Origin of the sequence: Pseudomonas sp. (assembly GCF_030696055.1) — a bacterium.
Lineage (GTDB): Bacteria > Pseudomonadota > Gammaproteobacteria > Pseudomonadales > Pseudomonadaceae > Aquipseudomonas.
This window is the reverse complement of the sequence record NZ_JAUYNP010000074.1, coordinates 1-14,432: the sequence shown is the minus strand read 5'-3', so window position 1 is coordinate 14,432 and position 14,432 is coordinate 1. Positions and strand designations below refer to the sequence as shown.

The following is a 14,432-nucleotide window of genomic DNA, read 5'->3' as shown; positions in this document are numbered from 1 at the left end:
TTCCTCCTGCCGCTGCTGGCCGTGCTGTTGGCCCTGGCCTGGTTCGCCGGGCACAAATTGATCGCCCAACTGGAGGAGACCACCGCGCAGATCGATTCCTTGGGCCGCGGTTCCACCAGCCGCGATGTGGAACTGAGCGTGGAGCACGACGACGAGATCGGCGCCTTGCGCCAGGCGGTCAACCGTTATGCCGGGCAACTGCGCACCATGCTCCAGCGCATCGCCGAGGAAGCCGATCATCTGCAGAGCGAGGCCGCGCAACTGGGCAGCCTCAGCGGCACCCTGGCCGGTCGCGCGGAGCAGCAGCGTCAGGAGAATACCCAACTGGCCGCGGCCATCACCGAGATGTCCAGCAGTGCCCAGGAGGTGGCGCAGAACACCAACGACTGCGCCGATACCGCGCAAAATTCGCTGGCGGTGGTGCAGCAGGGGCAGCAGAAGGTGGCGTCCAATAGCGCGGCGATTCAGGCTTTGGCGGCCGAGATGGCGGACGCGGCCCTGGTGATCAGTCGCCTGGAAAAAGACAGCCAGCAGGTCGGCGCGGTGCTGGATGTGATCAAGGCGATTTCCGAGCAGACCAACCTGCTGGCGCTCAACGCCGCCATCGAGGCGGCGCGCGCCGGTGAACAGGGCCGCGGTTTCGCCGTGGTGGCGGACGAGGTGCGTACCCTGGCCGGCAAGACCCAAGCCTCGGCCAATGAGATCAGCACCATGATCAGCGCCTTGCAGCAGGCCTCGCGCCAGGCGGTGCAGGCCATGCAGGCGGGGGAGGCGCGCACCGAACACGCGGTGGGCGAGGCCGAAGGCGCGGCGTCGGCGCTGTCCAGCACGGTGCAGAGCTTCGATGATATTTCCCAGCGCGCCCAGCAGATCGCCGTGGCGGCGCAGCAGCAAAGCCACGTCACCCAGGAGATCAACGAACTGGCGGTGCGCATCCACAGCATCAGCGAAGAAAACGCCCGCGATGCTCAGGCCCTGGATCAGGTCAGCAGCTCGATGCAGGCGCTGTCGTCGCGTTTAACCGGATTAAGCCGGGGCTAGGACCTATCTCGGATAAACTATTTTCGGCCATTTTTGGACCGCTGCCTTGGGCTTTCACCCCCTAGCGAAAATTCGGGACCTAGCCGCAGTAGAGCCCTCAATAGACACTTAATCGATGTTTCCGTAGGCTGGCAGCCCTTTACGTCATCATGGATGAGTCCACATGAAAAAATTACTGCTTCTCTTGGCTATTGGCAGTGCTGGTTATTACTACTACACCACGCAATATGCTTCGGTCAGCGCCTCGGTGGATAGCTACCAAGCTCTGTTGAAAAAGGTTGAGACGACTCCGGTGACTCGCGAAGAGGTGAAGATGGGCGCCAATGAACTGGCTCACTTCCTTTGCACTGGCTCCCCAGTGGTCAGTTCAAGCGAGTGCCTGAACAAGTACGCGAACTACAAGGAAATGTGCGAGTCACGGATTTTTGGTGGCGCGCCTGATACCTACTCGCGTAAAGATGAGGTGATTGCGGTTGCGAAGAACTATCGCACTTGTGTTGGGATCATTTAGCAGGTAGGGCGGACATGCCGCAGGCTTGTCCGCCATTGCGGCGTTAAGCGCTACGCCGGCTCGGTTATATCCTCGTTTCTATCCATGGCCACCTGGCGGATCGACAGGCGAATCTCCGCCGGCAGCACGCGCTTGGCCGCGCCTTCGGCCAGCTCGCCGAGCAGCGGGTGATGGCTGAGTTTGCCGGCTTCGTCCTGGCGCACCACGCCCTGCTCCTGCAGGCCCTGGATAAAGTGGCGGAACAGGCTCTTGTCGAAGAACTCCGGGGCGTTGAGGCCATGCAGGATCGACAGGCGCTGGGCCATGACTGTGCAGAGGTCTTCCAGCTCGGCGGCGCTGATGGCGTTCTGCCCGGCATTGAGCAGCAGCGCGGTGGCCATATAGAAACGCTGCAGGGTCTGCACTATGGCGCGGGCCAGCAGGGTCAGCAGGACGAACTCGCGGGAGCTCGGCGCCGGGCGCACATAGACCTCGCCCTCGACCTTCAGCAGGCCCTGTTCGACGAAGGCCGCCAGCCACTGATCGACCACGGCGTCCAGCTCGTCCAGGCTCCAGCGGATAAACAGTTCGGATTGCAGGTAGGGGTAGAGCGCGCGGGTGTAGCGCAGTATCTGCTCGCGGCTCATCCGCGCGCTGCTCTGGAAGAAGCTCGCCAGCAGCGCCGGCAGGGCGAAGATATGCAGCACGTTGTTGCGGTAGTAGGTCATCAGAACGGCGTTGTGCTCGTTCAGATAGAGAATCTTGCCCAGGGCGTCCTTCTGCTCGGCGAGCAGGTCCATGCGCTGCACATACTCGATCAGCGCCTGGCCGTTGCCGTCCGGCAAGGTGGTGTGCGGCGAGTAGGGCACTTGGCGCAGCAGGGCCAGGTACAGGTCGAGCACCCGCGCCAGGGCGCGGTCGTCCAGGGCCAGCTTGCTGGTGGAGAGCAGCGCCAGGGCCACCAGATTGACCGGGTTGATCGCCGCCGCCTCGTTGAGGTGCTGCGCCACGCGCTCGCCCAGGCGATGGGTGGCCGTGTTCAGCCAATCCGGACGGAACTGCGTGCCGTAATCCTGGGCGCGCCAGTCCGGCTGCTCCTGGTCGAGGAATTCGGCCAGCTTGATCGGCTCGCCGAAGTTGACCCAGACATGGCCGAAGCGCTGCTTGAGCGCGCCTATGACCTTGAAGATATCGAAGATCGACTCCTTCTTCTTGCTCGCCCCGCGCAGCTCGCCCAGGTAAGTGCGACCCTCCAGCACCCGCTCATAGCCGATATACACCGGCACGAAGACCACCGGCAGGCGGTTGGAACGCAGGAAGCTGCGTAGGGTGATGGCCAGCATGCCGGTCTTGGGTTGCAGCATGCGTCCGGTGCGCGAGCGCCCGCCCTCGACGAAGTACTCGACCGGGAAACCCTTGCTGAACAATGTGTGCAGGTATTCGTTGAACACCGCGGTGTACAGCGGGTTGCCCTTGAAGGTGCGGCGCATAAAGAAGGCGCCGCCACGCCGCAGAAGGCTGCCGATCAGCGGCATATTCAGGTTGATGCCGGCGGCGATATGCGGCGGGGTCAGGCCGTTGCGAAACAGCAGGTAGGACAGCAGCAGGTAGTCGATATGGCTGCGGTGGCAGGGCACATAGATCACCTCATGGCCCTGGGCGACTTCCTGCACGCCCTCGATATGGTTGATCTTGATGCCGTCGTAGATCTTGTTCCAGAACCAGGAAAGCACCAGTTCGAGGAAGCGGATCGCGGTGTAGGTGTAGTCCGAGGCGATCTCGTTGCCGTAGCGCAGCGCCTGGCTTTCCGCCTTCTCCAGGCTGATATTGTCCCGTTCGGCCTCGTCGATAAGCGCCTGGCGCACCTGCGGGCCGTGTACCAGGCCCTTGACCAGATTGCGCCGGTGCGACACGTCCGGGCCGATAACCGCGGCCTTCTGGTTGCGAAAGTGCACGCGCAGGATGCGCTGCACCATGCGCAGGGTGCGTTCGTGGCCCTTGTCCTGTTCCACCAGCTCGCGCATATGGATGGGCGTGGAGAACTGCACACGGGTCTTGCGCCCCAGAATCAGGATGCTCACCAGCCGGCGCAGGCGCCCGGTGACGGCCCAACTGTCGGCGAACAGCAGCTTCCAGGCGCTGGTCTCGCGGTCCGGCGACTGGCCCCAGAACACGCTGACCGGGATGATTTGCGCATCGTCCACGGCCTGCTGGCTAAGGGCGGCGACCAGGCGCTGCAGGGTCGGGGAAATCCCGCGCTTGTCCTGACGACCCAGCCAGTCCGGCTCCGGGGTCAGGTAGAAGAAGGCCGCCGGCTCCTCCAGGCTGCCCACCGACACCGGCAGGATCGGCCGCGGCAGGCCGGCCTTGCGGCACTCCGTATCGACCACCGCCAGATCGCTCAGCGACGGCAGCTGCAGCACATAGAACACCGGCTTGCTGCGGTCGAGCTTGAGGGTAAAGGCCGACTGGTTGATGGTTTCCGAGCGCACCCAGAGGTACAGCAGGCGATGCAGGGTGCCAAACACGAGGCGGCGGAGCGGGGAACGGGTCATACGAAGTCTGCTGGCTATGTTAAACGAGCATTTGCTCGGGGCGCTTAGTGTGCCGGATCGGCCGGCTTCCGGCAAAATCTTGTAACCGTTTGATTGCTCGGTCCTGCGGGTCTATACCGGGCTCCGCGGCGTTCGTAAGCGGCGGCGCGTAGGTTGGTGCTGAGCCTGCGAAGCCCAACAGGGAGTGCATAGCGCTCCGCTCGGCGGCCTGGTTTGTGGCAGCCCAGCGGCCCGGCTTGCGGCTGCGCTCGGTTCTCGAACGCTATGTTGGGCTTCGCGGGGCTCAGCCCAACCTACGACGTTGGAGTCCGGGTGGCGCATTGCCCCCTGGTTCCTGGCTTGCACTGTCTATCCCCGACTCCTTATAGTCCGCCGGCACTTAAACGCCCGGCTTGCGCCTGCACGGGTCGCGAGCAGGGCCTGTTACCGCAATGGTGAAAGGCCATGATTGAAATAAGAAACCTGACCAAGCGTTTTGCGCAGCATATCGCCGTGGACAACCTGTCCTTCAGCGTCCAGCCCGGGGAAGTGCTGGGCTTTCTCGGGCCCAATGGCGCCGGCAAATCCACCACCATGAAGATGCTCACCGGCTTTCTCGCGCCGAGCGCGGGCAGCGCCAGCATCCTCGGTTTCGATATCCAGAAAGACTGCCTCAAGGCCCAGCGGCTGATCGGTTATCTGCCCGAAGGCGCGCCCTGCTACGGCGACATGACGGTGCGCGGCTTCCTAGACTTTATCGCCGCCATACGCGGCTTCAAGGGCGCCGAGAAGCGTGAACGGGTGGCCAAGGCGGTGGCCCAGCTCGAGCTGGAACAGGTGCTGGAGCAGAGCATCGAAACCCTGTCCAAGGGTTTCAAGCGCCGTGTCGGCCTGGCCCAGGCGATTCTGCACGACCCCAAGGTGCTGATCCTCGACGAGCCCACCGACGGCCTCGACCCGAACCAGAAGCATCAGGTACGCCGGCTGATCCAGAGCCTGGCCTACGACAAGATCGTCATCATCTCCACCCACATCCTCGAAGAGGTGTCTGCTGTTTGCACCCGCGCGGTGGTGATAGCCCACGGCAAGCTGCTGGCCGACGGCACCCCGCTGGAGCTGGAAAGCCGTTCGCGCTACCACCAGGCGGTGACCCTGGTGGCCAGCGAGCCCCTGGATCGAGCCGCCCTGGCGGCGCTGCCGGGCGTGGCCGGGGTGGAGGAGAACGCGCTGGAGCACAGCTTGAGCGTGCTGGCCAAACCGGGTGAGGTGATCTTCCCCCAGGTCAATGCACTGATCGCCGCGCGCGGTTGGAAGGTCAAGGAGTTGAATGTCGAGCGTGGTCGGCTGGACGAAGTGTTCCGCAGCCTGACCCGGGGGGAGGTGGTATGAGTCAGTTACCGATAATCTTCAAGCGCGAGTTGGCGAGCTACTTCGCCACGCCGCTGGCCTACGTGTTTATCCTGATCTTCCTGGTGTTGTCCGGGGTGTTCACCTTCTACCTGGGCGGCTTCTTCGAGAGCGGCCAGGCCAACCTCGCGCCCTTCTTCAACTTCCACCCCTGGCTCTACCTGTTCCTGGTGCCGGCGATTGCCATGCGCCTGTGGGCCGAGGAGCGCAAGTCCGGCACCATCGAGCTGCTGATGACCCTGCCGATCACCCGCTTCGAGGCGGTCACCGGCAAGTTCCTCGCCGCCTGGGCCTTCGCCGGCCTGGCGCTGCTGCTGACCTTCCCGATGGTGATCACGGTCAACTACCTGGGCGAGCCGGACAACGGCGCCATCCTCACCGGCTATATCGGCAGCTGGCTGCTGGCCGGGGCCTACCTGGCCATCGGCTCGTGCATGTCGGCGCTGGCGAAGAACCAGGTGATCGCCTTTATCCTGGCGGTCAGCCTGTGCTTCCTGTTTATCGTCAGCGGCTTCCCCATGGTGCTCGACGGCTTTAGCGACTGGGCGCCGCAATGGCTGGTCGACGCAGTGGCCTCCCTGAGCTTTCTCACCCGTTTCGATGCCATCAGCAAGGGCGTGATCGACCTGCGCGATTTGCTGTATTTCCTCACCCTGATCGCCGCCTGGTTGGCTGCGACCGCGGTGGTCATCGACCTGAAGAAAGCCGACTGAGGACACCCATGAAAAAGCTGATGCTTTCCAGTGCCGGGCTCGTACTCATCGCCCTGGCCTTTCTCGCCTTCAACCTGTTTTCCAGCCTGAGCCTGAGTGGCGCGCGGCTGGACCTGACCGAGCAGAAGCTCTACACCATTTCCGCCGGCACCCGGCAGATCCTCGCCGAGCTGGACAAGCCGGTGGAGCTGAACTTCTTCTACTCCGATGCCGCCAGCAAGGACCTGCCGGCCCTGCGCACCTACGCCAAGCGCGTCGAGGAAATGCTCAAGGCCTACCAGCGCGAAGCCGGCGCTAAGCTCAAGTTGCAGATCATCGACCCAGAGCCCTTCTCCGCGGACGAGGACAAGGCCGCCGAGTTCGGCCTGCAGGGCATTCCCCTGCAGCAGGGCGGCGACTCGATCTACTTCGGCCTGGCCGGCAAGAATGCCGAGGGCCAGACCCAGGTGATCCCCTTCTTCGCCCTGGATCAGGAAGAGTTTCTCGAATACGAACTCAGCCGCCTGGTGCAGAGCCTGGCCAAGCCCGAGCGGCCGGTGGTCGGTGTGCTGTCGGGGCTGCAGGTCAACGGCGGCTTCGACATGATGGCGCGCCAGCCGACCCCGGCCTGGATGGTGATGGAGGAAATCCGCCAGCTGTTCCAGATCGAGAGCCTCAAGGGCGACGTCGACCTGATTCCGGAGAAGGTCTCGGTGCTGCTGCTGATCCATCCCAAGCAGCTGCCCGAACAGACCCTGTATGCCATCGACCAGTTCGTCCTGCGCGGCGGCAAGCTGCTGACCTTCGTCGACCCCTTTAGCGAGGCCGACACCCAGGCCGAGATGCCCGGCGAGAGGGTGGTCGACAAGGCCTCCAACCTCGAACCGCTGTTCAAGGCCTGGGGCCTGCGCATGCTGCCGGACCAGGTGCTCGGCGACGGCTCCTACGCCATGTCGGTGAGCATGAGTCAGGACCAGCGCCCGATGCGCCACGCCGCCTGGTTGAAGCTGCCGAAAAACGCCCTGGATCAGGACGACATCAGCACCGCCGCGCTGGAGTCCATCACAGTGGCCACCGCCGGCATGCTCGAGCCGCTGGAGGGGGCCAAGACCCGGTTCACCCCGCTGCTGCGCAGCTCGCAGTACGCCATGCCCTTCGACGCCAAGCGCTTCGGCATGCTGACCAACCCGGAAGAGCTGATCCGCGAGCTTGAGCCAACCGGCGAGCGCTATAACCTGGCCGCACGCATCAGCGGCCCGGTGCAATCGGCCTATCCCGAGGGCATCGAAGGGCACCAGGATGGCCTCAAGCAGGCGGACAATATCAACGTGATAGTGGTGGCCGACACCGACCTGCTCACCGACCGCATGTGGGTGCAGGTGCAGGATTTCTTCGGCCAGCGCATTCCGCAACCCTGGGCGGACAACGCCGGTTTCGCGATCAACGCCCTGGACAACCTGGCCGGCTCCGAAGCGTTGATCAGCGTGCGCTCGCGCGGTCGTTTCACCCGCCCGTTCGAGGTGGTGGAGGCGATCCAGCGCGAGGCCGAAGTGCAGTTCCGCGAGAAGGAGCAAGCCCTGCAAGCGCGTCTGGCCGATACCGAACAGAAACTCGCCGCCCTGCAACAGAACCAGGACCCGAGCAAGGCCCTGGAACTGACCCCGGAGCAGCAGGCCGCGGTGCAGCAGTTTATCCAGCAGAAACTGGCGATCCGCAAGGAGCTGCGCGACGTGCGCTACCAGCTCAATGCCGATATCGAAGCCTTGGGCAGCCGCCTCAAGTTTCTCAATATCGCCCTGGTACCGCTGCTGCTGACCCTGGGCGTGCTGGCCCTGTGGCTATGGCGCCGGCGCAAGCACGGCTGAGCTTGCCTCCAAAGGGTCGCTAGATGCGGCCCTCTGTTTTTAGCCGGTAGGATGGGTTGAGCGCAGCGACAAAACGGCAGGATGCCGTATTGCACAGCTTTAGCTGCCCGTAGGGTGAGGGACATGGATGTCCCTCATGATACCCATGCTGTTTCTGGCTCTTGTGATGGGTTACGCCGCTGCGCAGCTAGCCCATCCTACGTTCTGCCGCAGCCGGCTGATGGCGCACGCAGCCCGCAAAGGGACGCTTAGCTGACCGCGACCGTGGGGGGAAATAACTGCCGACACGGGGCCCGAAGACACGCGATAATGCACCGCGCTATTGCGTCAAGCTGATCGCCGTGACCGATCTAACCAGTCCTGTTTCCCCTGTTATGAGGATCATTAGATGCCCACCATTCTGGTAAAAATATTCGAAGGTCGTTCGGACGAGATCAAGCGCGAGTACGCCAAAGCCCTTACCGAGGCTTCGACCAAGGTGCTTGGCTGCGATGCCAGCGCGGTCGATGTCATCTTCGAAGACGTGAAAAAAAGCGACTGGGCAACCGGCGGCGTGCTCTGGTCTGAGCGCGGCTAGGAGGCTGTCAGAGAATACGGTTTTTTGTAGGTTGGGCTGAGCTGCGCGAAGCCCAACATGCTGATTTGTTGGGCTTCGTTCCTCAGCGCCAACCTACAATTTGCAGCAGGCCCTAATCCATCCGCTCTGGCTGTACTTGACGGACTTCGAGTGGCTTGGCTGTTGGTGTTTGTACCCGCCTCGAAAAGCGCTGCACAGCTTGGCCTATATGGCCTGCAGCCTCTCTGCAAAAAGTGCTTTTCAGCCGCTAAGGCTGTTTTATACTCGGCCTTCGGTGGTGGCCGGGCACTGGCCGTTACGCCACCGCCAAACAATAAAAACTGCATGCTGGAGATACAGGCAATGGCTGAGCGCGAGACAGGCACCGTCAAGTGGTTCAATGATTCCAAGGGTTATGGCTTTATTCAGCGCGAGAGCGGCGCGGATGTATTCGTACATTTCCGCGCCATCCGGGGTGAAGGCCACCGCACCCTGATCGAAGGGCAGAAGGTCGAGTTCGCGGTAACCCAGGGGCAGAAGGGCTTGCAGGCGGATGATGTCTCCGCTGTTTAAACCCATGTCCTAAGGTAAAAAGCCCATCGCCGATGGGCTTTTTGCTTTCTGCCCCTCGGTCGTTTTCCTGCAGGCAAATCTGCGACAATCGCCACCCTCCTGCCCTTCCCCTTGACCCCACCCCGCGATTACCCGATGACCGACGCCACGCCCGCCTTTGACCAACTGCTGCACAACCTCGACCAGGCCATGCTGGCCGACCGACATCGCCTGCGCCGTCAGTTGCACGAGCTGCGCAAGCAGGCCGAGCCGGACGCCGCCAAGCTGGCGCAGTGGCTGCAGCGCTTTCAGGCCTCCGTGGCCAAGGTCGCGGCGCGCAGGCTCAGTGTGCCGCCCATGCGTTACGACGATGCCCTGCCGATCGCCGCCAAGCGCGAGGAGATCAAGGCCGCCATCAGCAAACACCAGGTGGTGGTGATAGCCGGGGAAACCGGCTCGGGCAAGACCACTCAGCTGCCGAAAATCTGCCTGGAACTGGGCCGCGGCGTGCACGGGCTGATCGGCCACACCCAGCCGCGGCGCCTGGCGGCGCGCAGCGTGGCGACCCGGGTTGCCGAGGAAATTGGCACGCCCCTGGGCGAGCTGGTCGGCTATCAGGTGCGTTTCGAGGACCAGAGCAACGAGCGCAGCCTGATCAAGCTGATGACCGACGGCATTCTGCTGGCGGAAACCCAGCACGACCGCTACCTGGAAAAGTACGACACCCTGATAGTCGACGAGGCCCACGAACGCAGCCTGAATATCGACTTCCTCCTGGGCTTCCTGAAAACCCTGCTGGTGCGCCGCCCCGACCTCAAGCTGATCATCACCTCGGCCACCATCGACCTGCAGCGCTTCTCCGAGCACTTCGATGGCGCGCCCATAGTCGAGGTGTCCGGGCGCACCTACCCGGTAGACACCTGGTACCGGCCGCTGACCGCCGAGCAGGACGAAGAGGGCAACCGGGTCGAGGACGACCTCTCGGTGGATCAGGCGCTTCTGGCCAGCCTGGATGAGATCGCCGCCTTCGAGAAGAGCGAAGGCAAGCGTCCCGGCGATGTGCTGGTGTTTCTGTCTGGCGAGCGCGAGATTCGCGACGCCGCCGAGGTGTTGCGCAAGGCCAACCTGCGCCTGACCGAGGTGCTGCCGCTCTATGCGCGGCTGACTCCGGCCGAGCAGCAGAAGATTTTCCAGCCCATGGGCGCACGCAAGATAGTCCTGGCCACCAACGTGGCGGAAACCTCGCTGACCGTGCCGGGCATCCGCTATGTGATCGACAGCGGCACCGCACGTATCAGCCGTTACAGCTACCGCGCCAAGGTCCAGCGCTTGCCCATCGAGGCCGTGTCCCAGGCCAGCGCCAATCAGCGCAAGGGCCGTTGCGGACGGGTCGAGCCGGGCATCTGCATCCGCCTGTACAGCGAGGAAGACTTCAACGGCCGCCCGGCCTTTACCGACCCGGAAATCCTGCGCACCAACCTGGCCGCGGTGATTCTGCAGATGCTCCATCTGCGCCTGGGCGAGATCGAAGCCTTCCCCTTTATCGAGCCGCCGGATGGCAAGGCCATCAGCGACGGCTTCAACCTGCTGCAGGAGCTTTCGGCGGTCAACCGCGAGGGCCAGCTCACTCCGCTGGGGCGCCAATTGGCGCGCCTGCCAGTGGACCCGCGCCTGGGCCGCATGGTGCTGGAGGGGGCCAAACAGGGCAGTCTGGATGAGATCCTGATCATCGCCAGCGCGCTGTCGGTGCAGGATGTGCGCGAGCGCCCGGCCGACCGCCAGCAGGCCGCAGATGGGGCCCACGCGCAGTGGAAGGACGTGGATTCCGACTTCGCCGCGTTGATCAACCTGTGGCGCGGCTTCGAGGAGCAGCGCCTGGCCCTGGGCAGCAGTGCGCTGCGCAGCTGGTGCCGGAAGAATTTCCTCAACTACCTGCGCCTGCGCGAGTGGCGCGACGCCCACCGCCAGCTGGTGCTGATCGCCCGTGATTTGCAGCTAGGTAAGCCTAATAGCGAATCGGGTAGGAGCGAGCTTGTGACCCCCAGGGATGGGGGGAATGCAGCAGGCCGTAGGGAACGGCCGCTGCCTGGCGATCAGAGATCTACAGGTCAAACCGAGATATCCAAGGATCGCCAGCAAGCTGGCTCCTACAAAGCGCAAGAACTGGTCGAAAAGGATGAGGCGCAGCAACGCAGCGTCGACTACGCCAAGGTGCACAAGGCCATCCTCTCCGGATTGCTGAGCCAGATCGGCCAGAAGACCGAGGACGGCGACTACCTCGGCGCGCGCCAGCGGCGCTTCTGGGTGCACCCCTCGTCTGGGCTGGGTAGAAAGCGCCCCAGCTGGCTGATGGCCGCCGAACTGGTGGAAACCACCAAGCTGTTCGCCCGCATGGTGGCCAAGATCGAGCCGGACTGGATCGAGCCCCTGGCCGGCCACCTGATCAAGAAAAACCACTTCGAACCCCATTGGGAGAAGAAGCGCGGCCAGGTGGTGGCCTTCGAGCAGATCAGCCTCTACGGCCTGATAGTGGTCGGCCGCCGCCCGGTGCATTTCGGCCCCATAGAGCCAGAAGTGTCCCGCGAGCTGTTTATTCGCGAAGGCCTGGTGGGCGGCGAGATCAACTCCCGCGCCAAGTGCCTGACCGCCAACCGTCAGCTGCTGGAGAAGCTCGACGAGCTGGAAGCCAAGGCGCGCCGCCGCGACATCCTCGCCGACGATGAAACCCTGTTCGCCTACTACGCCGCGCGTCTGCCGGTGGAGATCCATCAGGCCGCTACCTTCGACAGCTGGTACAAAACTGAAAGTGCGAAGAACCCGCAGCTGCTGCTGATGCGCGAAGAAGACGTGCTGGCCCGCTCGGCCTCCGAGGTCACCGCCGCCCAGTACCCGGACAGCCTGCGCCTGGGCGAACTGACCCTGCCGCTGTCCTACCACTTCGAGCCCAATCACCCGCGCGACGGCGTGACCCTGCGGGTGCCCGCGCCGCTATTGCCGCAGCTGCCGCCCGAGCGGTTGGAATGGCTGGTGCCGGGCCTGCTGGAGGCCAAGTGTATGGCCCTGGTGCGCGGCCTGCCCAAGGCGCTACGCAAGAACTTCGTGCCGGTGCCGGACTTTGTCGGCGCCGCTTTGAGCAAGCTCCATTTCGCCGACGGCAGCCTGGCCGAGGCCCTGGGTCGCGAGTTGACGCGCATGACCGGCGCGCGGGTCGGCGAGGAAGCCTGGGCGGAATCCGCCGCCCAGCTGGAAGCCCATCTGCGGATAAATATCGAGGTGGTGGACAACCAGGGCAAACCCCTGGGCGAAGGCCGCGACCTGGCCGAATTGACCGCGCGTTTCAGCGAAGCGACCCAGGCCGGCCTGGCCCTGCCGAAAACCGCCAAGAGCCAGCAACCGGTGGAGGCCAAGGCCTTCGCCGAGCTGGCGGCCAAGACCCAGCAGCAGGTCGCCGGCCTGTCCATGACTGTGTATCCGGCGTTGGTGGAAGAAGCCGGGGTGGTCAAGGAAGGGCGTTTCCCGACCCAGGCCGAAGCCGCATTCCAGCATCGCCGCGCTCTGCAGCGTCTGCTATTACAACAGCTGGCCGAGCAAGCCAAGTTTCTGCGCGGCAAGCTGCCGGGCCTGACCGAGCTGGCGTTGCTGTACCGCGAGCTGGGCCGGGTCGAGGCCCTGGTCGAGGACATCCTCCTGGCCAGCCTGGACAGCTGCATACTCGAAGGCGGCTCTTTGGGTGAAGGAGCGCCGCTACCCCGCGACGGTGCCGGCCTGGCCGCCCTGGCCGAGAAGCAACGCGGCGACTGGACCGGCCATGCCGAGCGCCTGGCCAAGCTGTGCCTGGAAATCCTCAAGCTCTGGCACGGCCTGCAGAAACGCTTCAAGGGCAAGATCGACCTGGCCCAGGCCATGGCGCTCAACGATATCAAGCTGCAACTGAGCAACCTGGTGTATCCCGGCTTCGTCCGCGAAACCCCGGGCGAATGGCTAAAGGAGATTCCCCGTTATCTGAAAGCCATCGAACAGCGCCTGGACAAGATCGCCGCCCAGGTGCAGCGTGACCGGGTGTGGAGCGGCGAGCTGGCCGGCTACTGGGAACAGTACCAGGCGCGCTTGGCCAAGCATGGCCAGGAAGGCAAGCGCGACCCGCAGCTCAGCCTGTACCGCTGGATGCTCGAGGAGTACCGGGTCTCGCTGTTTGCCCAGCAGCTCGGCACCAAGCTCGCGGTGTCGGATAAGCGCTTGAGCAAGCAATGGAGCGCGGTGGAGGCCTGATGCCGGGCTGTTCTCGCCTCTTTATGCAGGGAGCTTGTTTTTGCCTGTTGCGTCTCAGCGCGCAACCTCTGCATTCCTAGGGTGGCAAGTGGTTGAAGTCTATAGCTGGATAAACAGGGCAGCCGCCGCGCCGGGCAGCAGCCCGCGCCATGGCAGTCGACCAGCGTTCGCCTACTTGGCGTTGGCCAGGCTAGTGCTGGCGCTGCTCTGCCTGGGCGGCGCCCTGCCGAGCCAGGCCGCCGAACCGCGCCATATCACCGTCTACGCCTATCACTTGAAGCCGCCCTTTATCGTCGATCAGCACCAGGAACAGGGGCTGTATTACGACTTCTCGGCGTTCCTCAACAGCAAGGGCGACGCCTACCGCTTCCGTACTCAGTTTGTCCCGCGCAACCGGGTGGAACACGACCTGGCCCACCAGCGTTTCGACGGGGTGTTGCTGGGCGTCAACCCGATCTGGTTTCAGGATCAGGCCGAGAAAAAGTACCTGTGGACGCCGGGCATCTTTGAGGATCAGGACGAGATAGTCTCCCTGATTGAAACGCGCTTCGACTACCAGGGACCGCAATCCCTGATCGGCAAGAAGCTGGGCGGGGTGTTGGGCTTTTCCTATTTCGGCGTCGATACGCTGGCGGCCAAGGGCCATATCGCCCGCATCAACACGGTGGGCGAGCGCGAAGTGCTGGAGATGCTGCTCAAGGGGCGGGTGGACGCCGGCATCGTCAGCCGCTCGACCTTGAACTATCTGGTGGCGCGCGAGGGCTGGCAGGGGCGTTTCTACCTGTCGCGCCAGCCCCATGACACCTTTTCCCGGCGCGTGCTGGTGCTGCGCCGCGACCAGGAGCTATACGACTATCTGCTGCCGATTCTGCAAGGGCTGCAGACCGACAAGGACTGGCAGGCGATTTTGCGCAAATACCAATAGCCCGCCAGGTATTCGCGACTGCAATCAATCGTCATCGTCATCGTCATCGTCATCGTCGCACTTGATCTCTTTCTTGAACTCATCGTACTTGGCTTCGATCT

Annotated in this window: 10 protein-coding genes; 9 read left to right on the top strand and 1 reads right to left on the bottom strand. The window is 63.6% G+C overall.

Annotation, left to right across the window (positions count from 1 at the left end; genetic code table 11):
- Nucleotides 1-483: 483 nt before the first annotated feature.
- Together Q8Q83_RS20175 and Q8Q83_RS04385 are read left to right on the top strand one after the other, a co-directional pair.
- Nucleotides 484-1,041: a methyl-accepting chemotaxis protein gene (locus Q8Q83_RS20175; RefSeq protein ID WP_371132361.1), complete on the top strand. Its 558-nt coding sequence runs from the start codon at nt 484-486 to the stop codon at nt 1,039-1,041.
- Nucleotides 1,042-1,204: 163 nt separating this feature from the next.
- The gene (locus Q8Q83_RS04385) at nt 1,205-1,552 is read left to right on the top strand and encodes a hypothetical protein (RefSeq protein WP_305621459.1); all 348 of its coding nucleotides are present in this window, start codon (nt 1,205-1,207) and stop codon (nt 1,550-1,552) included.
- 50 nt (nt 1,553-1,602) lie between these two features.
- Here Q8Q83_RS04385 and plsB read toward each other — a convergent pair whose 3' ends face one another.
- Nucleotides 1,603-4,086 carry a glycerol-3-phosphate 1-O-acyltransferase PlsB gene (plsB, locus tag Q8Q83_RS04380; RefSeq protein ID WP_305621457.1) on the bottom strand — a complete coding sequence of 828 codons (2,484 nt, stop codon included), beginning with the start codon at nt 4,084-4,086 and terminating at the stop codon, nt 1,603-1,605.
- 444 nt (nt 4,087-4,530) lie between these two features.
- Here plsB and Q8Q83_RS04375 point away from each other — a divergent pair, with 444 nt between their 5' ends.
- From Q8Q83_RS04375 to Q8Q83_RS04345, 7 genes are all read left to right on the top strand, one after another.
- Entirely contained in the window at nt 4,531-5,454 is a 924-nt protein-coding gene (locus Q8Q83_RS04375; RefSeq protein ID WP_305621456.1) for an ABC transporter ATP-binding protein, read from the top strand.
- Nucleotides 5,451-6,185 (top strand): ABC transporter permease subunit, encoded by a 735-nt coding sequence (locus Q8Q83_RS04370; RefSeq protein WP_305621454.1) that lies wholly within the window; start codon nt 5,451-5,453, stop codon nt 6,183-6,185. The genes Q8Q83_RS04375 and Q8Q83_RS04370 overlap by 4 nt, the downstream gene beginning before the upstream one ends.
- Nucleotides 6,186-6,193: 8 nt before the next feature.
- A complete protein-coding gene (locus Q8Q83_RS04365; RefSeq protein WP_305621452.1) occupies nt 6,194-8,029 on the top strand; it encodes a Gldg family protein in 1,836 nt (611 codons plus the stop codon).
- 388 nt (nt 8,030-8,417) lie between these two features.
- Nucleotides 8,418-8,606, top strand: coding sequence for a 4-oxalocrotonate tautomerase (locus tag Q8Q83_RS04360; RefSeq protein WP_305621451.1), 189 nt, complete (start codon nt 8,418-8,420; stop codon nt 8,604-8,606).
- A 342-nt stretch (nt 8,607-8,948) separates the two neighbouring features.
- Entirely contained in the window at nt 8,949-9,158 is a 210-nt protein-coding gene (locus Q8Q83_RS04355) for a cold-shock protein (protein ID WP_305621449.1), read from the top strand.
- Nucleotides 9,159-9,293: 135 nt separating this feature from the next.
- Complete coding sequence (gene hrpA, locus Q8Q83_RS04350) at nt 9,294-13,406, top strand: ATP-dependent RNA helicase HrpA (RefSeq protein WP_305621447.1); 4,113 nt, start codon at nt 9,294-9,296, stop codon at nt 13,404-13,406.
- Between the two features lie 88 nt (nt 13,407-13,494).
- Nucleotides 13,495-14,331, top strand: a complete 837-nt coding sequence (locus Q8Q83_RS04345; protein WP_305621445.1) for an ABC transporter substrate-binding protein — start codon at nt 13,495-13,497, stop codon at nt 14,329-14,331.
- Nucleotides 14,332-14,432: the final 101 nt, after the last annotated feature.